Source organism: Streptomyces sp. NPDC003011, from assembly GCF_053591515.1.
Genome location: NZ_JBSFTY010000036.1, coordinates 67,697 through 87,927, shown reverse-complemented (window position 1 = coordinate 87,927; position 20,231 = coordinate 67,697). Strand labels below are relative to the sequence as shown.

General features: G+C 71.5%; 19 protein-coding genes and 1 pseudogene. 4 read left to right on the top strand and 16 right to left on the bottom strand.

The features are described from left to right. Positions 1 to 104 precede the first annotated feature (104 nt). Complete coding sequence (era, locus tag ACWD0J_RS19945; RefSeq protein ID WP_451497128.1) at positions 105 to 1,064, bottom strand: GTPase Era; 960 nt, start codon at positions 1,062 to 1,064, stop codon at positions 105 to 107. A 183-nt stretch (positions 1,065 to 1,247) separates the two neighbouring features. On the opposite strand from era, the gene ACWD0J_RS19940 reads away from it, so the two are divergent. Next, the gene (locus tag ACWD0J_RS19940; protein ID WP_451497127.1) at positions 1,248 to 1,586 is read left to right on the top strand and encodes a P-II family nitrogen regulator; all 339 of its coding nucleotides are present in this window, start codon (positions 1,248 to 1,250) and stop codon (positions 1,584 to 1,586) included. 86 nt (positions 1,587 to 1,672) lie between these two features. Here ACWD0J_RS19940 and ACWD0J_RS19935 read toward each other — a convergent pair whose 3' ends face one another. The 8 genes from ACWD0J_RS19935 to ACWD0J_RS19900 all read right to left on the bottom strand — a co-directional run bounded on the left by ACWD0J_RS19935 (position 1,673) and on the right by ACWD0J_RS19900 (position 8,698). Then, positions 1,673 to 2,149, bottom strand: a complete 477-nt coding sequence (locus tag ACWD0J_RS19935; RefSeq protein WP_451497126.1) for a hypothetical protein — start codon at positions 2,147 to 2,149, stop codon at positions 1,673 to 1,675. A 209-nt stretch (positions 2,150 to 2,358) separates the two neighbouring features. Continuing rightward, positions 2,359 to 2,709, bottom strand: a complete 351-nt coding sequence (locus ACWD0J_RS19930; RefSeq protein WP_451497125.1) for a cytidine deaminase — start codon at positions 2,707 to 2,709, stop codon at positions 2,359 to 2,361. A 48-nt stretch (positions 2,710 to 2,757) separates the two neighbouring features. After that, positions 2,758 to 3,117 carry an MmcQ/YjbR family DNA-binding protein gene (locus tag ACWD0J_RS19925; RefSeq protein WP_451497124.1) on the bottom strand — a complete coding sequence of 120 codons (360 nt, stop codon included), beginning with the start codon at positions 3,115 to 3,117 and terminating at the stop codon, positions 2,758 to 2,760. Then, the gene (locus ACWD0J_RS19920; RefSeq protein ID WP_451497123.1) at positions 3,114 to 4,421 is read right to left on the bottom strand and encodes a hemolysin family protein; all 1,308 of its coding nucleotides are present in this window, start codon (positions 4,419 to 4,421) and stop codon (positions 3,114 to 3,116) included. Before ACWD0J_RS19920 ends, ACWD0J_RS19925 begins: the two co-directional genes overlap by 4 nt. Then, positions 4,418 to 4,915, bottom strand: a complete 498-nt coding sequence (gene ybeY, locus ACWD0J_RS19915) for an rRNA maturation RNase YbeY (RefSeq protein ID WP_451497122.1) — start codon at positions 4,913 to 4,915, stop codon at positions 4,418 to 4,420. Before ybeY ends, ACWD0J_RS19920 begins: the two co-directional genes overlap by 4 nt. A gap of 12 nt (positions 4,916 to 4,927) precedes the next feature. Then, on the bottom strand, positions 4,928 to 5,986 hold the full coding sequence (locus ACWD0J_RS19910; protein ID WP_451497121.1) for a PhoH family protein: 1,059 nt from the start codon (positions 5,984 to 5,986) through the stop codon (positions 4,928 to 4,930). 129 nt (positions 5,987 to 6,115) lie between these two features. Next, entirely contained in the window at positions 6,116 to 7,237 is a 1,122-nt protein-coding gene (locus tag ACWD0J_RS19905) for a carbohydrate kinase family protein (protein WP_451497120.1), read from the bottom strand. Positions 7,238 to 7,408: 171 nt separating this feature from the next. Beyond that, positions 7,409 to 8,698: a glucarate dehydratase family protein gene (locus tag ACWD0J_RS19900; RefSeq protein ID WP_451497119.1), complete on the bottom strand. Its 1,290-nt coding sequence runs from the start codon at positions 8,696 to 8,698 to the stop codon at positions 7,409 to 7,411. Positions 8,699 to 8,834: 136 nt separating this feature from the next. On the opposite strand from ACWD0J_RS19900, the pseudogene ACWD0J_RS19895 reads away from it, so the two are divergent. From ACWD0J_RS19895 to ACWD0J_RS19885, 3 genes and pseudogenes are all read left to right on the top strand, one after another. Beyond that, positions 8,835 to 9,283 (top strand): annotated as a pseudogene (locus ACWD0J_RS19895) (IclR family transcriptional regulator domain-containing protein); the annotation flags it as partial. A gap of 604 nt (positions 9,284 to 9,887) precedes the next feature. Beyond that, entirely contained in the window at positions 9,888 to 10,430 is a 543-nt protein-coding gene (locus ACWD0J_RS19890; RefSeq protein WP_451497118.1) for an RNA polymerase sigma factor, read from the top strand. A gap of 338 nt (positions 10,431 to 10,768) precedes the next feature. Further along, positions 10,769 to 11,506, top strand: a complete 738-nt coding sequence (locus ACWD0J_RS19885; RefSeq protein ID WP_451497117.1) for a hypothetical protein — start codon at positions 10,769 to 10,771, stop codon at positions 11,504 to 11,506. 466 nt (positions 11,507 to 11,972) lie between these two features. On the opposite strand, the gene ACWD0J_RS19880 is transcribed toward ACWD0J_RS19885, so the two are convergent. The 7 genes from ACWD0J_RS19880 to ACWD0J_RS19850 all read right to left on the bottom strand — a co-directional run bounded on the left by ACWD0J_RS19880 (position 11,973) and on the right by ACWD0J_RS19850 (position 20,196). Continuing rightward, positions 11,973 to 12,965, bottom strand: a complete 993-nt coding sequence (locus ACWD0J_RS19880; protein ID WP_451497116.1) for an adenosine deaminase — start codon at positions 12,963 to 12,965, stop codon at positions 11,973 to 11,975. 20 nt (positions 12,966 to 12,985) lie between these two features. Beyond that, positions 12,986 to 13,891, bottom strand: coding sequence for a ribonuclease Z (locus ACWD0J_RS19875; RefSeq protein ID WP_451497115.1), 906 nt, complete (start codon positions 13,889 to 13,891; stop codon positions 12,986 to 12,988). Positions 13,892 to 13,897: 6 nt separating this feature from the next. After that, positions 13,898 to 14,248 (bottom strand): histidine triad nucleotide-binding protein, encoded by a 351-nt coding sequence (locus ACWD0J_RS19870; RefSeq protein ID WP_286062303.1) that lies wholly within the window; start codon positions 14,246 to 14,248, stop codon positions 13,898 to 13,900. A gap of 128 nt (positions 14,249 to 14,376) precedes the next feature. After that, positions 14,377 to 17,619: a S41 family peptidase gene (locus ACWD0J_RS19865; protein ID WP_451497114.1), complete on the bottom strand. Its 3,243-nt coding sequence runs from the start codon at positions 17,617 to 17,619 to the stop codon at positions 14,377 to 14,379. Between the two features lie 74 nt (positions 17,620 to 17,693). After that, entirely contained in the window at positions 17,694 to 18,224 is a 531-nt protein-coding gene (locus ACWD0J_RS19860; RefSeq protein WP_451497113.1) for a hypothetical protein, read from the bottom strand. A 140-nt stretch (positions 18,225 to 18,364) separates the two neighbouring features. After that, positions 18,365 to 19,114, bottom strand: a complete 750-nt coding sequence (locus tag ACWD0J_RS19855) for a 16S rRNA (uracil(1498)-N(3))-methyltransferase (protein ID WP_451497112.1) — start codon at positions 19,112 to 19,114, stop codon at positions 18,365 to 18,367. After that, positions 19,111 to 20,196: a nitronate monooxygenase gene (locus ACWD0J_RS19850; RefSeq protein ID WP_451497111.1), complete on the bottom strand. Its 1,086-nt coding sequence runs from the start codon at positions 20,194 to 20,196 to the stop codon at positions 19,111 to 19,113. Before ACWD0J_RS19850 ends, ACWD0J_RS19855 begins: the two co-directional genes overlap by 4 nt. Positions 20,197 to 20,231: the final 35 nt, after the last annotated feature.

The window sequence follows — 20,231 nt, the reverse complement described above, 5'->3', positions numbered from 1 at the left end:
ATCGAACGTGGTTTGCCCGAGGAAGTCATCGTAATAGTAGATTTGGTTCAGCTCATCATTCCACAGGTGATTCGCCTCGTCAGAATCCTCCGATACCCGTCAGGTCAAAAGCCCAGCTTGCGCAGCTGGCGGGGGTCCCGCTGCCAGTCCTTCGCCACCTTCACATGCAGGTCCAGGAAGACCGGCGTACCCAGCAACGCCTCGATCTGCTTGCGCGACTTGATCCCGACCTCCTTCAACCGCTTCCCCTTCGGCCCGATGACGATGCCCTTCTGGCTGGGCCGCTCGATGTAGACGAACGCGTGGATGTCCAGGAGCGGCTTGTCGGCCGGCCGGTCCTCGCGGGGCAGCATCTCCTCCACCACGACCGCGATGGAGTGCGGCAGCTCGTCGCGGACACCTTCGAGCGCGGCCTCCCGGATCAGCTCCGCGATCATGACCTGCTCGGGCTCGTCGGTGAGGTCGCCCTCCGGGTAGAGGGCGGGCCCCTCCGGCAGCAGCGGGACGAGCAGATCGGCCAGCAGGCCCACCTGCTGGTCCGCGACCGCCGACACCGGCACGATCTCCGCCCACTCGAACCCGAGCTCCTGCCCGAGCTGGTCGATCGCGATGAGCTGCTCGGCGAGCGTCTTGCCGTCGACGAGGTCGGTCTTGGTGACGATCGCGATCTTCGGCGTCTTCTTGATGGACGCCAGTTCCTTCGCGATGAAGCGGTCACCGGGGCCGAGCTTCTCGTTCGCGGGCAGACAGAAGCCGATCACGTCGACCTCGGCCCACGTGGTGCGGACGATGTCGTTGAGACGCTCGCCCAGCAGCGTGCGCGGCTTGTGCAGCCCGGGGGTGTCCACCAGGATCAGCTGGGCGTCGGGCCGGTGCACGATCCCCCGTACCGTGTGCCGCGTCGTCTGCGGCTGGTTCGCGGTGATCGCCACCTTCTGCCCGACCAGAGCGTTCGTCAGGGTGGACTTGCCCGCGTTGGGGCGGCCCACGAAGCAGGCGAAACCGGCGCGATGGGGTGCCTCGGACGGCTCGGATGACTCACTGCGAACGCTCATGGCGCCCATTCTCCCTGATCCACACGCCCTCCCCGTACAACCGACCGATCACCGGCCTGAACGAGGAGCGCGGCAGGCCGGTCCCGGGCCTTAACGGCGCCCGTCGAGAGCGCATACGATCACGGCGTCCCGGGCGACGGCGCCCCGGTCACCGCGTCCTCCGTCCCTCCTCCAGAAGGTCACGTCCCCGGCATGAAGCTCATCACCGCGATCGTCAAGCCGCACCGCCTCGACGAGGTCAAGAACGCCCTCCAGGAACTCGGCGTGCACGGTCTGACCGTGACCGAGGCCAGTGGCTACGGCCGTCAGCGCGGCCACACCGAGGTGTACCGGGGGGCCGAGTACCAGGTCGACCTGGTGCCGAAGGTCCGGATCGAGGTCGTCGTCGAGGACGCCGACGCGGACGCCGTCGTCGACGCGATCGTCAAGGCCGCGCAGACGGGGAAGATCGGCGACGGGAAGGTGTGGACGGTGCCCGTGGAGACGGTCGTCCGCGTACGGACGGGCGAGCGCGGCCCCGACGCGCTCTGACCGCCGGGACGGCTCCCACCCGTCGATGGGCCGCCGGCTTCCGTCGTCGGACGGGAAGTCGGCGGCCCACCGCGGATGGCTCCGGCTCAGTCGAACACGAACGGGCCCGGTGCCTGCGGTCCGGTCGCCGTGCAGGTGATGGTGATGCCGAAGACGGTCATCTGGAGCGAACCGCCGTAGGCCTCCAGGGTGTCGCCGGGGGCCACGGTGCCGTCGAGCGGGCCGACGGTGACCGGGTCGCCGGCCGCCATGGCCGGATTCTTCGTGCCGGTGAAGGCGGCGCTGCCGCCGGCCGTGTTCACCAGGGTGAGCGTGGACGTGATCGAGTCCTGCGCCAGGGCGAGCGGGGCGGTGATGGCGGAGGTCGTGAGGGTGATGGTGGCGGCGGTGCCGTCCTGCGTCGCCGTCAGCGTGGCCTCGCCGCCGCCGAAGGTGCCGCAGTCGGCGGTGATCGTCGCGGTGTCCGGGGTGACGGCCACGGCGGTGGGTGCGAGGGCGAGTCCGGTGACCGCGAGGGCTCCGGCCAGCAGTGCCGCACCTGTTGTCGTTCGCTTGCCTGTCATGGGGATCCGGTTTCCCTTCCCGTGTGGGGGAATTGCCATGGGGGGATGGTCGGGAGAGGTGCACCGACGGCCCTCGGGCCCACGGGCGCGGTGCGGAGCGCCACGCGGGCCGGAATCTGACGGTCCGTCGGAACCACCGGTTCCATTGATGCGCGAGTGCAGACGACTGGCAAGGGCTGTTTTGCGCCGGACCGCCGCGCCGGCGGACGTCAGTCCGCGGCGACGGTCAGCCGCACGGTCCCGTCCGGCGAGGCGACGTGCACCGGCGTCCCCGGCCCCCCGAGATCACGCACCGCGGCCAGGTCCTCCGCCGAGGCCCCCGCCGCCTCGGTCACCACGGCCGCCGCCTCCAGCGACTTCGCCCCGGAGGCCACCGCCATGGCCACCGCCGTGCGCACCGCACTCAGCCGCAGCGATTCCAGGGCCACGGTCCCGGCCACATACGTACGGCCCGTCTCGTCCCGTACCGCCGCCCCCTCGGGCACGCCGTTGCGGACCCGGGCGGAACGGGCCAGGGTGACGATCTTGCGGTCCTCGGGGTCAAGCACGCTGTCAGTCATGAGCCGAGCATACGAACCCGGCGTCCGCCCCGGGCGCGAGGGCGGCCGTCACGGGCGGTCCAGGCGCAACCGTTCGGCCCTCGGCAACCCCGCCACCACCAGGTCGTAGGAGTCCTCGACGAGTTCCCGGACCAGCCGGTCCGGGAGGGTGCCGTCGGCCGTGACCGTGTTCCAGTGGCGCTTGTTCATGTGGTAGCCGGGCACGACGAGCCCCGGGTGCTCGCCGCGCAGACGGACCGCGTCGTCCGGGTCGCACTTGAGGTTGACCGTGAGCGGGCGGGCGTCCAGGGAGGTCAGGGCGAAGAGCTTGCCGCAGACCTTGAAGACGGAGATCTCCGGCCGGAACGGGAAGTCCTCGACGGCCGCCTCGAAGGACAGGCAGAAGGCGCGCAGCTCCTGGGGCGTCACTCCGGTTCCTTCTCCTCCTCGGAGGCCTCCGCCGGGCCCACCGGCTCCACCAGCACCGTCACGATCTTGTTCCGGCGGCCCGCCGCCGCCTCCGCCGTCAGCCGCAGCTTGCGGCCGTCGGGGAGTTCGACGACCGACGAGGCTCCGGCGATCGGGACCCGGCCCAGGGCCTTCGCGAGCAGCCCGCCGACCGTCTCGACGTCCTCGTCGTCGTACTCCTCCAGCCCGTACAGCTCGCCGAGGTCGGTGATGTCGAGGCGGGCGGTGACCCGGTGGCGGTCGTCGCCGAGGTCCTCGACGGGCGGCAGTTCCCGGTCGTACTCGTCGGTGATCTCCCCGACGATCTCCTCCAGGATGTCCTCGATGGTGACGATGCCGGCGGTGCCGCCGTACTCGTCGATGACCACGGCCACGTGGTTGCGGTCCTGCTGCATCTCGCGCAGCAGGTCACCGGCGTTCTTGGTGTCGGGCACGAAGACCGCCGGGCGCATCGCCGTCGAGACGAGTTCGCTCTCCGCGTCACGGCTGATGTGCGTCTTGCGGGCCAGGTCCTTCAGGTACACGATCCCGACGATGTCGTCCTCGCTCTCACCGGTCACCGGTATCCGGGAGAAACCGGAGCGCAGGGCCAGCGTCAGCGCCTGGCGGATCGTCTTGTAGCGCTCGATGACCACGAGGTCGGTACGCGGGACCATGACCTCCCGGACCAAGGTGTCGCCCAGCTCGAAGACCGAGTGCACCATACGGCGCTCGTCGTCCTCGATCAGCGACTCCTTCTCGGCGAGGTCGACCAGCGCGCGCAGCTCCGCCTCGGAGGCGAACGGGCCGCGGCGGAAGCCCTTGCCGGGGGTGAGCGCGTTGCCGATGAGAATCAGCAGGGACGGGACGGGGCCCATGATCCGCGCGAGCGGGAGCAGGACGTACGCCGCCGCCGTCGCCGTGTTCAGCGGGTGCTGGCGGCCGATGGTGCGCGGGGAGACGCCGACGGCGACGTACGAGACGAGGACCATCACCCCGATCGCGACCAGCAGCGCCTCGGTGGTGCCGTCGAACGCGCGCAGACAGGCGTACGTGACCAGGGCCGCCGCCGCCATCTCGCAGGCGACGCGGACCAGCAGCGCCACGTTCAGATAGCGGGTCGGGTCGGCGGCGACCTGGGCGAGCTTCGCGCTGCCGCGGCGGCCGGTGCGTACGGCCTCCTCGGCGCGGAAGCTGGAGACGCGCGCGAGGCCCGCCTCCGCACAGGCGGCGAGCCACGCGACGACGACCAGGGCGACGGCGCCCAAGACGAGACCGGGGCTCATGAGACGGTCGGGGCCGGGGACGGGCCGGTCAGGCCCTTCTCCGCGCGCCAGCCGTCCACGATGGCCGCCTGGAGGCCGAACATCTCGGCCTTCTCGTCGGGCTCCTCGTGGTCGTATCCCAGCAGGTGCAGCACGCCGTGGACGGTGAGCAGGTGGAGCTCCTCGTCCATGGAGTGCTGCGTGGGCGCTTCCTCTCCCTGCTTCTTGGCGACCTCGGGACACAGCACGATGTCACCGAGGAGGCCCGGCGGGGGCTCGTCGTCGTCCTTCGACGGCGGACGCAGTTCGTCCATCGGGAAGGACATGACGTCCGTGGGCCCCGGCAGGTCCATCCACTGCATGTGCAGCTGCTCCATGGCGTCGGCGTCCACGACGATCACCGAGAGCTCGGAGAGCGGGTGGATGCGCATCCGCGCGAGCGCGTAGCGGGCGATGTCGAGGATCGCCTGCTCGTCGACCTCGGTTCCGGACTCGTTGTTGACGTCGATCGACATGGTCGTGCTGGTCTACTTCCGCTTGTTACGGGCGCCCTTGTGGGTGCCGTTCTCCGTACCGTTCTCGCTGTCGTACTTCTCGTACGCGTCGACGATACGGCCGACCAGCTTGTGCCGTACGACGTCGTGGGACGTGAGCCGCGAGAAGTGGACGTCGTCCAGCCCCTCCAGGATGTCCTGGACCTGGCGCAGACCCGACTTGGTGCCGTTCGGCAGGTCGACCTGCGTCACGTCACCCGTGATCACGATCTTCGATTCGAAGCCGAGGCGGGTGAGGAACATCTTCATCTGCTCGGGGCTGGTGTTCTGGGCCTCGTCCAGGATGATGAAGGCGTCGTTGAGAGTTCTTCCCCGCATGTACGCCAGCGGCGCCACCTCGATCGTGCCCGCCGCCATCAGCCGGGGGATCGAGTCCGGGTCCAGCATGTCGTGCAGCGCGTCGTAGAGCGGGCGCAGGTACGGGTCGATCTTCTCGTAGAGGGTGCCCGGGAGGAAGCCCAGACGCTCTCCCGCCTCGACCGCCGGACGGGTCAGGATGATGCGGTTGACCTGCTTGGACTGCAGGGCCTGCACCGCCTTGGCCATGGCGAGGTAGGTCTTGCCGGTGCCCGCGGGGCCGATGCCGAAGACGATCGTGTGCTTGTCGATCGCGTCGACGTACCGCTTCTGGTTGAGGGTCTTGGGTCGGATCGTGCGCCCGCGCGAGGAGAGGATGTTCTGCGTGAGCACCTCGGCCGGGGTCTCCGGTCCGTCGGCCTCGCCGCTGCCACCCGCTCTGAGCATGGCGATCGAGCGTTCCACTGCGTCCTCCGTCATCGGCTGCCCGGTGCGGAGCACGAGCATCATCTCTGCGAACAGGCGCTGGACGAGGGCGACATCACCGGTGTCGCCCGCCACGCTGATCTCATTGCCCCGGACGTGGATGTCGGCCGCCGGGAAGGCCTTCTCGATCACGCGCAGCAGGGCGTCGCCGGAACCCAGCACGGTCACCATGGGGTGCTGGGCGGGGACGGTGAACTGTGCTCTCGCCTGCTCCTGCGCGGGTGTGTGAGCTGTGGGTGTCTGAGTCATGGGCCGGCTCTGTAGGCCTGCGGTTCCTCCTCGTCACGGCCGCGTAGCTGAGAGCGGCCTCGCGCTATCAAGAGTACGACGGTGGACTGACAACGCCGTAGGACTTTTCCCAGCGGAACTGACCCGCGTTCACGCCGAGCGCCCGAACCCGATCGTCGGCACCGCCCGCCGCAGCGGCCACGGCCTGCCCGCGTCCTGCGGCACCAGCCCCGCCAGGAAGCCGTACCGCCGCAGCGCCGCCGGGTCCTGGCCGTCCAGCGACTGCACCTTCCGCCACCACGCCCCGATCTCGGACCAGCCCGGCGCCGACAGCGACCCTCCGAACTCCTGCACCGACAGGGCCGCCGTCAGACCGGCGAACGCCAGCCGGTCGGCGAGCGGCCAGCCGGCCAGCGTGCCGGTGACGAAGCCCGCCACGAAGACGTCCCCCGCGCCGGTCGGGTCCAGGGCCTCCACCTCGATGGCCGGAACCTCGGCCGTCTCCCCCGTCCGCCGGTCCACCGCGTACGCGCCCTCCGGACCGAGGGTGACGACGGCGAGCGGGACGTGGTCGGTGAGCGCGTGGGCCGCGGCCCGCGGGCAGTCGGTGCCCGTGTACCGCATCGCCTCCTCGGCGTTCGGCAGGAACGCCTCGCAGTGTTCGAGGTCGGCGAGCCCCGCCAGGTCCCACGCGCCGGTGTCGTCCCAGCCGACGTCGCCGAAGATGCGGGCGCCCTTGCCGGCCGCCTGGGCGATCCAGGGGGCGCGCCTGCCGGGCGTGAGGGAGGCGATGGCGGCACGCGCGCGTGGGGGGCAGTCGGGCGCGGGCTCCTCGGGGGGCGGCTCGTGACCGTGGGAGATCATCGTGCGCTCGCCCTCGTACGCCATGGAGACGGTGACCGGGGAGTGCCAGCCGGGGACCGTGCGGGACGGGGTGAGGTCGATGCCCTCGCCCTGCTCCAGGGCGTCCCAGCAGTACTCGCCGTAGTGGTCGTCGCCGAACGCGGCCGCCAGGGAGGTGCGCAGGCCGAGCCGTGCCAGCGCGGTCGCCATGTTCGCCACGCCGCCGGGGCTGGATCCCATCCCCCGGGCCCAGGACTCGGTGCCGCGCACGGGGGCGGAGGCGAGCCCGGTGAAGACGATGTCGAGGAAGACGGTGCCCGTGAGATACACGTCCCAGGGCGGGTCGTCCGGCGTGCGCAGGGCGGCCAGCGGGTCGACCCGGGGCCGGTTGCGGTGGTCCTCTCCGAGGGACGCGGTGGACGCGATCACGGTGCGCTCCCTGACGTGGTACGGATCAGGCCAGTCTGCACCACACCACTGACAACCCGCCGTCGTCACACCGCGGCCGCGGGTCACGCCGGACCCCGTCCGCCCCGGCTTCAGGCCCCTCCCGCCACCCGTCCTCACCCAGCGTGATCACCCGTGCGCGTGCGGCCCCGCCTACCAGCGCGGCACGGCCGGCGTGACCCAGCCGGGGTCGGCGACCCGCATCGCCGCCGCGTCGTCCCGCTCGCGCAGCGACCCGTCGTCGTCGAGCCACCGCCGGTGCAGGAACGCGAGCCTGTCGTGGTCGAGTGCGACGCCGAGGCCGGGCGTGTCCGGGACGGTGACGCAGCCGCCGTCGAAGGCCAGCCGCTCGGTGAGGACGTCCTCCGACTGCCAGGGGTAGTGGGAGTCGCAGGCGTGGTGCAGGCCGGGCACCGTGGACGCCACGTGGGTCATCGCGGCGAGGCTGATCCCCAGGTGGGTGTTGGAGTGCATGGACACGCCGACGCCGAACGTCCGGCAGATCGCGGCCAGTTGCTGCGTGTTGCGCAGCCCGCCCCAGTAGTGGTGGTCGGAGAGCACCACCTGCACGGCGTCCCGCGCGAAGGCCTCCTTGATCTCGGGGAAGGTCGTCACGCACATGTTGGTGGCGAGCGGCACGTCGGTGCCCCTGGAGACCTCCGCCATGGCGGACGTGCCGAGCGCCGGGTCCTCCAGGTACTCCAGGACGTCCTCCAGCTCCTTCGCCACCTTCAGCGAGGTCTCCACGCTCCAGGCCCCGTTGGGGTCCAGCCGCAGCGGGTGCCCGGGGAACGCCTCGGCCAGGGCCCGTACGGCGGCGATCTCCTCGTCCGGCGGGAAGACACCGCCCTTGAGCTTGAAGGAGGTGAAGCCGTACCGCTCGGTGAACTTCCGGGCCTGTCCGACGACTGAGGCCGGGTCCAGGGCGGCGCCCCAGTCGTCCTTCTCGGCCGTCACGCCCCGCGGGTGGTCCGCCCACTTGTAGAAGAGGTACGCGCTGTACTCGACGGTGTCGCGCACCTTGCCGCCGAGCAGCGCGTGCACGGGCAGGCCGAGCGCCTTGCCGAGCGCGTCGAGGCAGGCGACCTCGAAGGCGGAGACCACGGACAGCCGCAGTTTGCCGGCGCTCTGCACGCCCCGCAGCCCGCCGACGTCGACCTGGCCAAAGACGTGGGACCGGTCGACGGCCACCTCGTCCGCCACCGTGAACAGCCCGTTCAGGTCGCTGACCCGGCGGCCGGCCAGCCGGGCGGCGAAGGGCCGCGCCAGCTCCAGGTACTTGGTGTCGCCGTACGTCTCGCCGACGCCGGTGATCCCGTCCGCCGTCTCGATCTCCACGATCAGCCGGGGCGTGTACGGCTGGTGCACGCCCTGCGTGTTCAGCAGCGGCGGGTCGGCGACCAGGATCGGCGTCAGCCGTACGTCCGTGATGGCGAGGTCCACAGGGCGGCTCCCAGGAGGTCGAGTCCGGTGGTCAGCAGCATCCACGTAGGCAAATGGAGGTTAGGTATGCGAACACCGCCCGTCAATGGCGCGGTCGCCCCCGCTGACGATCGGCGCATGTCAGACACAGGGAGCCGACGAGGCGTCGCAGGCGCTGGGTGAGACGATCCGCCCGGGACGCCTGGACGGCCGGGGCGTGACATGTCTGGCGACCCGTGAGTCGCACGAGTACCTGCGGACCATCAGCCGGGCCGGACGGCGGCTGCCGCCCACGTGGGCGCGCCGGGCAAGTCGCTGCTGGCCGAGCGCGACGACGCCGAGCTGCCCGAGAGGCACACCGGCCGGGAGTCCCTGGCGGCGGACCTCGCCGGAGTGCGGGCGCGTGGGTACTCGACCGACCGCGAGGAGGGCGTCCCCGGCATCGTCGACTTCGGCTTCGGCTTCGCCCTGCGCTACGACTCCCCCGCCCAGGACGCGATCAGCTGATCGGTGCCGGTGACCCGGCTGACACCGGAGCACGAGGCACGGATCGTCACGGTGATGCGGGAGATCAGGTGCACGATCGAGGCGACGGCACCGGGAGCGCGCCACACTGGCGGTGACTCCACGCACGCGCTGCCGACCACGGCCCACCACGGCCGCGCCTCCTGCCTCCGCGCGCGCCCGGGACCCGGCCCCGCTCTCGCACGACACCGGGAGAGCAGGGCATCTTATGAGGGCCGTTCAATTTTGTCCGCTGTCCGCCAGCGTGCACAAGGTCACTGCCCCGTTGGTACCTCTGGCCGGCGCGGCAGCATGCAGCCGCTCTAGCCGCTCTCCGGGCCAGCCACCACGAAGGGACTTGCAGCGGGTGGCCTCCGACTTCTCGTCCGGGGCTGTTTGCGAGCAGTGCATGACCGGGCGGGTCACCCGCCTGCGTCCCGATGCCCCCACTGCAAGGGCGTCGCTGGGGCCATTTCTGACGAACACTCAAAACTCTTGCACGCCCATGGGACCCGAATTCTCGTTCCGCTGGGGCCAGAGAAGTCGTTCACAGCCAGCGTATCCAGGCTGGCGGGCGATCTGCGCCGGGATCTGGTCTGGAACAGCGACAGAAGCGCGGCAAACGAGGCTGTAATGCGCGGGTGCTGCCGGACACAGACGAGGTGGAGGACGATTGTGGCCGGAAGAGGGTGGGGTGGGTGGGAGCGTGGACGAAGACGATTGGGACGGCTTCGAGGTGGCCTACCGGGTCGCCTACAGACCCGTGTTGCAGTTCCTCAGACGGAGGCTGCCCTCAGGCGACGCAGAGGACGCTGCTGCTGAGGTGTTCACGGTGGCCTGGCGCCGCTGGGGGGACAGGCGCGGGGCGCCTTTGCCATGGCTCTACGGAATCGCCCGAAAGGTCGCTGCGAACCACAGACGTGCCTCCGGTCGAGCTGAAAAGCTGGGAAAACGTCTGGAGATTTCGACGACTGAAGGTACGGAGGCGTCGGCCGAGGACGCCGCGCTCGATCGCCTCGGCGCGGCGAGCGCCCTGGCCAGGTTGTCGGCGACCGACCGTGAGGTTCTGCTGTTGGTGTCGTGGGACGGACTGGATGTGGGCGACGCCGCCAAGGTCATGGGACGCAGCCGTGCGACGTTCGCCGTCCAACTGCACCGTGCCCGAGTGCGGTTGGAGCGGATGCTGGCCCACGCGGGCCCGGCGTCGGTGCGGGAGCAGCCGATGACAGCAGAGGGGAGAACGAGATGAGCCGAGACGTGGAGGCAGTCAGAGCGCTGCTGCCTCAGGACGATGACACCGCCAGGGACTTCGCGGACGGTAGTGCGGGTCTGCCTGAGAGGGCGGAGCGGGAACTCGCTCTGCTGCGAAGCTCAGCCGCCCGGCAGCGATCCGTACGGGCGCGGCTTGGCCCGGGACGAAGGAGTGTGCTGGGTGCCGCGGCAGTCTTCGCAGGCGCATCGGTTGTTGTACTGAACGGCGGGCTGCCGTGGCCAGGGGGAGGAGACGGAGCGTCGGCGGTGGCGGTAACACCTCCCGTGCTGTCTCTGTCGCCTGTGCCGGAGACTCCTGCGCGGTATCTCCGGGAGATGGCCGAGCGGGTGGAGGCCCTGCCCGGAGAGCACTCCGAGGGAAGCTATCAGTACTCCAGGACGTGGGGCTGGTGGCTGAATACGGCAGGTGACGTACCAGGCGGGGTCGCCAATGCGGCCGTGCCGACCGTGACGGAGTCCTGGGTCGACGAGCAAGGCGCCGGGCGGAAGCTCAACACATACGGGGATCCGATTTTCCCCGATCCGGACCAGGAGAGGGCGGCGCGGGAAGCCGGGCTCGTATCGGGGAAGAAGATCGACGATGCCGAATACGGACCCGGCCAGTTCCCCGGTGGATCCCCCTGGCAGGAGATCGAGCCCTTCGCGCAGAATCCCGATGGGTTGTTGCGGCAGCTCAAGAAGGTGAACTGGGAAGGCGGCCAGATCATTGTCGGGGTAGCGGACATGCTCACCTACGAGTCGCGATCCGGTCCCATAGCTCCGGGGCTTCGAGCAGCGGCCCTGCGAGTGCTGGCGGACGCTCCGGGCCTGCAGGTCTCGACCACCACCACCTGGAAAGGCAGCAAGGTGGTTGCGGTGACTCAGGAAGAGGTCTGGAAGGGCAGCACCATGCGGACTTCCGTGTTCTTCGATCCCGAAACCGGCTACCCGATGGGAAGCGAGGAGGCCATTTTCGGTAATCCGCGCAAGCTGAACGTCCGGGTTCCGGCCACGCTGGCAGTGACCGAGACGTTGAAGCGCCGGGCCGTATCCACCACGGACGAAAGGCCCTGAAAATGGTCGAGAGGAAACGTGAACGACCCCCCGGCTTGGACACTCTCTCCCTGCCGGGTCCTCAGCCAACCGACCAAGAGCACCCTGCGGAACGTCTGTCCGCCGCCTCCGGTTGTCCCATAAGGACTTCGAGAACCGCTTGAGGCCGTAGGCCACGGCCTCCTGCGTGGTCACCGGCTCGTTGGCCAGCTCGGTCACGAAGTAGTCGTTGAGGTCCACGTCGTACCGGCCCAACGGGTCGATCAGGTACGGCGATCCATGCCCGGTCCGTCGCTCATCCAGCCACCCGTCAAGATCACCCAGCTCAGGCAGCACGTCGCATGCGGTCTTGGGCTGCGGCAGACCACGACGAGTGAAGAACACCCGCCACCCCAGCACTCCGGTCTCTCTCTTCAGCACCGCCGGAACGCAGCAAGGACAAGTCCGAACCCGCATAAGAGACGACCTGCGGCACCGCGACCCCGGCCTACCGGAACTCGTACGCCTCGACCTCCGCTATACAGCGCGCCCGCCGCTCCTCGTCGTGCTCCAGGAAGGACGCGACGAAGGAGTTGCGGGCCAGCTCCCGCAGCCGCTCCTCACCGAGGCCCAGCTCCTTGCGTACGGCGTCGAAGGTGTCGCCGGCGTAACCGCCGAAGTAGGCCGGGTCGTCGGAGTTGACCGTGCACAGCAGGCCTGCTTCGAGCATGGCGGGCAGCGGGTGGTCGGCCAGGACGTCGACGGTGCGCAGCCGGACGTTCGACAGCGGGCACAGCGTCAGCGGGATCCGGTCGCGCACCAGCCGCGCGACCAGCGCCGGGTCCTCCATGCAGCGCAGCCCGTGGTCGATCCGCTCGACGCCGAGCACGTCCAGGGCCTCGGTGATGTACTCCGGCGGCCCCTCCTCACCGGCGTGCGCCACGCGCCGCAGACCCAGGGCGGCGGCGGTCTCGTACACCGCGCGGAACTTCGCCGGCGGGTGCCCGACCTCGGCCGAGTCGAGCCCGATGCCGACGATCCGGTCGAGGTACGGCCTCGCCGCCTCCATCGTCTCCAGCGCCGACTCGGCGGACTCGTCGCGCAGGAAGCACAGGATGAGGTGGGTGGAGACGCCGTGGGCGGACTCGCTGTTCCCGAGCGCCCGCCACAGCCCCTCGACGACGGTCCCCATGCCGACGCCGCGCGCGAGGTGGGCCTGCGGGTCGAAGAAGATCTCCGCGTGGCGCACGCCCTGCGCGGCGGCGCGGGCGAGGTAGGCGTTCGCGAGGTCCTCGAAGTCCCGCTCGGTGCGCAGGACGGCCATGAGCGCGTAGTACAGGTTCAGGAAGGACTGCAGGTCCTCGAACCGGTACGCCTCGCGCAGCGCGTCGGTGTCGGCGTACGGCAGCTCGACGCCGTTGCGGGCGGCCAGCTCGAAGGCCAGCTCCGGCTCCAGGGTGCCTTCGATATGGAGGTGCAGTTCAGCTTTGGGGAGGGGCATCAAAGAATGGTACGCCCGCTTTACCGTCGTTTCGGAAGCGGGACCCTGAGCAGATCATGCGCGACGGTCAGCTCTCCCTCGAAGCCCGCGGCCCGCGCCTGCCGCTCGAACGCGTCGGGTTCGGCGTAGCGCTGACTGAAGTGGGTGAGCACCAGATGCCGCACCCCGGCGTCCCGCGCCACCCGCGCCGCCTGGCCCGCCGTCAGGTGTCCGTGCTCCACGGCCAGTTGCTCGTCCTCGTCGAGGAACGTCGACTCGATGACGAGCAGGTCGCAGTCCTGGGCCAGCGCGTGCACCCCGTCGCAGAGCCGGGTGTCCATGACGAACGCGAACCGCTGCCCGCGGCGCGTCTCGCTGACGTCGTCGAGGCGGACGCCGTCCAGGACGCCCTCCCGTTGCAGCCGCCCGACATCGGGGCCCTGGATGCCGTGCGCGGCGAGCCGGCCGGGCAGCATCCGGCGGCCGTCGGGCTCGGTGAGGCGATAGCCGTAGGACTCGACGGGATGGGAGAGCCTGCGGGCCTGGAGCGTGTAGCCGCCGGTCCGCGCGATCACTCCGTCCGCCGCGACCGGGGCCTCGACGATCTCGGCCGTCTCGCGGTAGGCGGTGGCGTACCGAAGCCGGTCGAAGAAGCGCTGGCCGGACTTCGGGTAGTGCGCGGTGATCTCGTGCGGAACCCGGTCGAGGTTGATGCGCTGGATGACCCCGGCGAGGCCGAGCGAGTGGTCGCCGTGGAAGTGCGTGACGCAGATCCGGTTCAGGTCGTGCGCGGCGACCCCGGCCCGCAGCATCTGCCGCTGGGTGCCCTCGCCGGGGTCGAAGAGGATGCCCTCGCCGTCCCAGCGCAGCAGGTAGCCGTTGTGGTTGCGGTGCCGGGTGGGGACCTGACTGGCGGTGCCGAGGACGACCAGTTCACGTACGGACACGGCGGGTTACCCGGGGGGCCACTGGAGGCCGCGGCCGCCGAGGACGTGCGCGTGGGCGTGCCAGACGGTCTGGCCGGCGCCGCTGCCGGTGTTGAAGATGATGCGGTAGCTGTCCAGCTTCTCGTCGTCGGCGACGGCCTGGGTCTCGCGCAGGACGTCAGCGGCGAGGGCCGGTTCGGCGGCGAGCGCGGCGGCGTTCTCGTAGTGCGCCTTGGGGATCACCAGGACGTGGGTGGGCGCCTGCGGGTTGATGTCCCGGAACGCGACGGTGGTGTCGGTCTCGCGGACGATCGTCGCCGGGATCTGACCCGCGACGATCTTGCAGAACAGACAGTCGTCCTGCGGTTCCCCTGCCATGGTCCCTCCGGGGGTCAGCGGAATGATCGGATTGCGCGTGGGGGCATCGTATCGTCGCCGGGTGCGGGTGCGTCGTGGCTGGTCGCGCGCCCGCGGCGGAGCCGCACACCGGTGCAGCCCCGCGCCCCTCACGCGGGCAAGGCGGGCGGTGTTCTCGCGGGACTGCTCTCCAGCGCTTCCAGCGCTGTCCGTACCGCCTCGTCGAGCTGCACGTCGCGGCCCGCCGCGTAGTCCTGCGGGCGCTGCACGACCTCCACGTCCGGATCCACGCCGTGGTTCTCCACGCCCCACTCGTAGTTCTCCAGCCAGAACGCGTACTTCGGCTGGGTGATCAGCGTGCCGTCGACCAGCCGGTAGCGGCTGTCGATCCCGATCACCCCGCCCCAGGTCCGCACACCGACCACCGGCCCGATCCCGAGCGCCTTGATCGCCGCGTTGACGATGTCGCCGTCGGAACCGGAGAACTCGTTGGCGACGGCGACGACCGGCCCACGGGGCGCGTCCTGCGGATAGCTGTACGGCCGCATCCCGCGCGGCAGCGCCCAGCCGACGATCCGCCGCGCGAGCTTCTCGACGACGAGCTGGGAGGTGTGCCCGCCCCGGTTCTCCCGGACGTCCACCACCAGCCCCTCGCGGGCCACCTCGACGCGCAGGTCGCGGTGGATCTGGGCCCAGCCGGGCGCCTGCATGTCGGGCACGTGCAGATATCCGAGCCGGCCGCCGGACTTCTCGTGCACGTACGCCCGCCGGTCCGCGACCCACGCGTGGTAGCGCAGGGGTTCCTCGTCGGCGACCGGGACGACGACCGCGTGCCGTACCTCACCGCCGCCGGACGGCGAGATGGTCAGCTCGACCGGCTGGTCCGCCGTACCGGCGAGGAGGGGGCCGGGCCCGGTCACCGGGTCGACCGGCACTCCGCCCACCGCGACGATCGCGTCCCCGGCGCGCACCGCGACACCGGGCGCGGCGAGCGGGGAGCGGGCGTCGGGGTCGGAGGTCTCGGTCGGCAGGATGCGGTCGATGCGCCACCGCGCCGATCCGTGCGGGCCGTCCTCGTGCCGGGAGAGGTCCGCGCCGAGCAGTCCCTGCCGGGTGCCGCGGCCGGAGCGGCCGCGCGGCATGACGTAGGCGTGCGAGGTGCCGAGTTCGCCCTGCACCTCCCACAGGAGGTCGACCAGGTCGTCGTGGGTGGCGACCCGCTCCAGCACCGGGCGGTAGCGGTCCAGGACGCCGGCCCAGTCGACGCCGCTCATGTCCGGGCGCCAGAAGTGGTCCCGCATGATGCGGCCGGTCTCCTCGTACATCTGGCGCCACTCGGCCGACGGGTCGACCAGCTGCCGGATCCGGCCGAGGTCGACGGTGATGTTGGTGTCGCTGTCCTCGTCGCCGGAAGCGCGCCGGTCGCTGGGGACGACCTTGAGCCGCCCGTCGGTCCACAGCAGAACCCGCTTGCCGTCGCCGCTGACCGCGAAGTGGTCGGCGTCGACAGCGAGGTGCTCCAGGCGCTGCTGGACGAGGTCGTAGCGCTCCAGCTCGGTCTTGGGATCGGGGTCGTCCGGGGTGGCCCGGGAGGAACCGAGGACGCCCTGGACCGGGTGCCGCAGCCACAGCACGCCGTCCTTCGCGGCCCTCAGGTCGGAGTAGCGGGCGGCCTCGACGGGGAACGGCACGATCCGGTCGGCGAGGCCTTCGAGGTCGATCCGGGTGGCCGGGGTGCCCTCGCTGTCGGGCGTCTCGTCCTTGTCCGGGGCGTCGAAGGGACGGCCGTGCCGCTGCGGGCCGAACGGCGAGGGCGTGGTCGCGGCCAGGGTGATCAGGTGCGGGCGGTCGCCGACCACGAAGGCCAGGTCGAAGACGTGTTCGTCGTAGACCGGGTCGAAGGAGCGGTTGGAGAGGAAGGCGAGGTGCTTGCCGTCGAGCGTGAACGCGGGCGCGTAGTCCTGGAAGCGCAGCGGGGTCGCCTCGGTGACCGACAGATCGGTGGTGTTGGCCAGCCGCAGCTGGCGCAGGGGGCTCGGGCCGGGGTGCGACCAGGCGAGCCAGCCGGAGTCGGGCGAGAAGACCAGCCCCGAGACGTCCCCGTCCTCGCTGCGGTCGACCTCGCGGACCTCGCCGGTCTCCCGTTCGACGAGCAGCACGCGTCCGTCGTGCGCGGCGACCGCGGCCCGGCTGCCGTCGGGCGCCATGGCGAGCCCGAGGACGCGGCCGAGCTGCCCGGCCGCGAGGCGGCGCGGGGTGGCGCCGGGGGCGAGGCCGGTGGCGGGCGCGAACTCCAGGGCGTCGTCGCCCTCCGCGTCCGTCACCCACACCACCCACTCCTCGCCGTCCGCGCGGAAGGTGCGGGGCAGCCGGGCCCGTACGCCGGGCTGCGCGGCGAGCGCGCGGGTGGGCCCGGAGCGGTGGGTGACCCAGTGCACGGCGCCGCGGACGCAGACGGCGCTGCCGCGGGCGGTGTGGTCGGGGGCACCGGAGCCGAACCAGCGGGCGGCGTTCACCGGGTACGGCTGCCGGTCGGCGCGCTGCCCGCCGAGCCGTACGCCGAGCCGGCGCGGCTCCGCGCCGTCGAGGTCGTCGAGGAGCCACAGCTCGCCGGCGGACACGTACACGACCCGGGTGCCGTCACCGGCGGCGTGCCGTGCGTAGAAGCCGTCGAGCGGGGTGTGCCGGCGCAGGCCGGACCCGTCGGCGAGGGACGAGTAGAGCGCGCCGACGCCTTCGTGGTCGGACAGGAACGCGACCCGGTCACCCACCCACACGGGGTACTCGATGTTCCCGTCCAGGTCCTCGTGCAGCCGGACGAACTCGCCGGCGCCTGCCCCGTCGCGGCCGGAGCGGTCGATCCACAACTTGCCCGCGGTGCCGCCCCGGTACCGCTTCCACCAGGCCGCCTCGCGTCCCATGGGCGCGGACAGCAGGACCACGCTCGAGCCGCCGTGGGCGACGTCGCCGACGATGCCGTACGGGAGGACGGTGGCGGGTCCGCCGTCGAGCGGGACGGCGTGCGCCCAGCTGCGGCGCAGGTTCGCCTGGCCGTGCGTGGTGACCGCGAGGACCTGTCCGTCCGGGGTCCAGCCGCGCACCTGGGTGCGCCAACTGCCCCAGTGCGTGAGGCGCTTGGAAGGGCCGCCGTCGACCGGGGCGATGTGCACCTCGGGGGCGCCGTCGCGGGTGGAGGTCCAGGCGACGGTCGTGCCGTCGGGCGAGATGCGGGGGTGGGTCACCGGTACGTCGTCGGCGCTCACCCGCCAGGCCCGGCCGCCGTCGAGCGGGGCGAGCCACACGTCGTCCTCGGCGGTGAAGGCGATCAACTCGCCGTGCAGGTGCGGAAACCGGAAATACGCTGGAGGACCCGACGTCGCTGGCTGTGTCACCCGATCACCCTATGCACGCGCGGCACCCGGGAACAGGGGTTTCGATCACTTGACCGGCCACGGCCGCCGAAAGATCATTTGCCCTCGGCCGGCCAGCAGGTCGGGTTGCCCTGGCACCAGATCGTCTTCGTGACGGTCACGGTGACGGTGGGCCCGGGCTGCCCGGGGTGGTTGACGGGCGGGGTGGTCCGGGCGTCGCAGTCGCCCAGTCCCTCCACGTGGAACCACTCCTTGCCGTCGATCGCGGCGGTGAGGTCCCCGCGCACACAGGCGCCGCTGACCGCGCGGGTCACCTCGCCGGTGACGGTGATGTCCTTGCCGTCGTCCGTCTCGCCCTCGCAGTCGACTTCGGCGACGGCGTTCTCGCTCGCGGTCGGCGTCACCTGGTCGTCGTAGGAGGCCGTGCAGGTGAGCCACCGCACCCCGGCCTTCCGCCGCTCCAGCTCGTCCGTCACGGTCTGGTCGGTCGTGTAGGCCACGGTCGCGGAGTTCAGCCCGCCGGGCTCGCAGGCGACCGTCGCGCCCGCGACCACCACGGTGAGCCCCGCCACAGCCATCGCCCGCCGCCCGCGCGGCCGGCGCCGAATCCGCCTCAACGCCCCCATGAGAGGCAGCCTGCCACCGTCGCGCCCCTCGCGAAAGGGCGCATACGGCCACGCACGCGCCGTGTCCCCTCGCCGGCCGGGAGGGCCGGCCGGGAAGGCAGAACAGGAAGGCCGGACAGGAACGCCGGAAGGAACGCCGGTCAGGACCAGCGGCCGGTGCGGCCGAGGAGCAGGGCGGTCGCGGCGGTGCCCGCGGTGGAGGTGCGCAGGACGCTGCGGCCGAGGCGGTACGCCCTCGCGCCCGCCTTCTCGAAGAGCGCCAACTCCTCGGGGGACACGCCTCCTTCGGGGCCGACGACCAGCACGATCTCGCCGTCGGCGGGCAGTTGGGCCGTCGCGAGCGCCTCGCTGCCGTAGTCCCGGTCCTCGTGCAGGACGGCGGCGAAGTCCGCCGCGGCGAGAAGTGCCGCCACCTGCTTGGTCGTCGCCGCGTCCGCGACCTCGGGGAAGCGGACCCGGCGGGACTGCTTGCCGGCCTCACGGGCGGTGGCACGCCACTTGGCGAGCGCCTTCAGTCCGCGCTCGCCCTTCCACTGCGTGACGCACCGGGAGGCCGCCCAGGGCACGATCGCGTCGACGCCGGTCTCGGTCATCGTCTCGACCGCCAACTCGCCGCGGTCGCCCTTGGGGAGGGCCTGGACGACGGTGACGCGGGGGGACTCCTGCGGTTCCTCGGACACGCCGGCCAGGCGGACGATCAGCCGGTCCTTGCCCTCGGTGCCGGTCACCTCGCACTCCGCCCAGCGCCCCGCGCCGTCGGTGAGGACGACGCCCTCCCCCGGCCGCAGCCGCTTCACGGACACGGCGTGCCGCCCCTCGGAGCCGTCGAGCACGTACCGCCCGGCATCGTCGGCACGGAAGTGATCGACCACGAACACCGGTGCGGTCACCGGACGTCACCCGCCGCCGGGAAGCTGGACAACGCTGTCTTCGCGGCGGCGAGTTCGGCCGCCAGCACCTCCACCAGCCGCCCCGCGGGCAGGTCGCGCGCCATCCGGTGGCCCTGTCCCGCCCACAGCGCCATGCCCTGCGCGTCGCCCGCCTTGGCCGCCGCCTTGCGCAGCGGCGAGGTCAGGTGGTGGATCTCCGGGTAGGCGGGGGGCGCGTACGGCCCGTGCTCGCGCAGGAACCGGTTGACCAGCCCGCGCGCCGGACGCCCGGAGAAGGCCCGGGTCAGCTCGGTACGGACGAACAGGGGGTTGGTGAGCGCCTGCTTGTGGACGGCGTGCGCGCCGGACTCGGGAGTGGCGAGGAACGCCGTGCCGAGCTGGGCCGCGCTCGCGCCCGCGGCGAGCGCGGCGGCGATCTGGCTGCCGCGCATGATGCCGCCGGCCGCGACGATCGGGACGCGCACGCTCTCGCGGATCTGGGAGATCAGCGACAGCAGTCCGACGGCGGAGCCGTCGGTCTCCGGGACGTCCCGGTGGGTGCCCTGGTGGCCGCCCGCCTCCACGCCCTGCGCGATCACCGCGTCGGCGCCCGCCCACTCCACGGCGAGGGCCTCCTCCGCGGTGGTCGCGGTGACCAGGGTGAAGGTGCCGGCCCGGCGCAGCGAGTCCAGCACCTCGCGGCTGGGGACGCCGAAGTGGAACGAGACCACGGGCACCGGGTTGTCGAGCAGCACCGCGAGCTTGGCCTCGTAGCCGTCGTCCCGGCCGCTCTCGGGGTCGCCGAGCTCGGTCTCGTACCAGGCGGCCTCGCCGGACAGCTGGTGGGCGTAGACGTCGACGGCGGCCTGGTCCGCGTACTCGGGCTGCGGCAGGAAGAGGTTCACGCCGAAGGGGCGGGTCGTCAGGCTCCGCAGCTGCTTGATCTCCTGGTACAGGCCGTCGGCCGTCTTGTACCCGGCAGCGAGGAACCCCAGCCCGCCGGCCTCGCACACGGCGGCGGCGAGCGTCGGTACGGAGACGCCGCCCGCCATGGGGGCCTGCACGATCGGATAGGGGAAGAGATCGGTCAGTGCGGAGGACATGACGGCATGTTGTCACGTCCTCCGAACAAGTCCGA

What these genes read in the sequence shown, in the direction of transcription:
- ybeY (WP_451497122.1), bottom strand. Translation starts at nt 4,915, where the DNA reads ATGTCGATCGACGTCAACAACGAGTCCGGAACCGAGGTCGACGAGCAG.
- ACWD0J_RS19870 (WP_286062303.1), bottom strand. Translation starts at nt 14,248, where the DNA reads ATGGCAGGGGAACCGCAGGACGACTGTCTGTTCTGCAAGATCGTCGCG.
- ACWD0J_RS19910 (WP_451497121.1), bottom strand. Translation starts at nt 5,986, where the DNA reads ATGACTCAGACACCCACAGCTCACACACCCGCGCAGGAGCAGGCGAGA.
- ACWD0J_RS19935 (WP_451497126.1), bottom strand. Translation starts at nt 2,149, where the DNA reads ATGACAGGCAAGCGAACGACAACAGGTGCGGCACTGCTGGCCGGAGCC.
- ACWD0J_RS19880 (WP_451497116.1), bottom strand. Translation starts at nt 12,965, where the DNA reads ATGCCCCTCCCCAAAGCTGAACTGCACCTCCATATCGAAGGCACCCTG.
- ACWD0J_RS19920 (WP_451497123.1), bottom strand. Translation starts at nt 4,421, where the DNA reads ATGAGCCCCGGTCTCGTCTTGGGCGCCGTCGCCCTGGTCGTCGTCGCG.
- ACWD0J_RS19885 (WP_451497117.1), top strand. Translation starts at nt 10,769, where the DNA reads ATGGCCGAGCGGGTGGAGGCCCTGCCCGGAGAGCACTCCGAGGGAAGC.
- ACWD0J_RS19940 (WP_451497127.1), top strand. Translation starts at nt 1,248, where the DNA reads ATGAAGCTCATCACCGCGATCGTCAAGCCGCACCGCCTCGACGAGGTC.
- ACWD0J_RS19930 (WP_451497125.1), bottom strand. Translation starts at nt 2,709, where the DNA reads ATGACTGACAGCGTGCTTGACCCCGAGGACCGCAAGATCGTCACCCTG.
- ACWD0J_RS19850 (WP_451497111.1), bottom strand. Translation starts at nt 20,196, where the DNA reads ATGTCCTCCGCACTGACCGATCTCTTCCCCTATCCGATCGTGCAGGCC.
- era (WP_451497128.1), bottom strand. Translation starts at nt 1,064, where the DNA reads ATGGGCGCCATGAGCGTTCGCAGTGAGTCATCCGAGCCGTCCGAGGCA.
- ACWD0J_RS19860 (WP_451497113.1), bottom strand. Translation starts at nt 18,224, where the DNA reads ATGGGGGCGTTGAGGCGGATTCGGCGCCGGCCGCGCGGGCGGCGGGCG.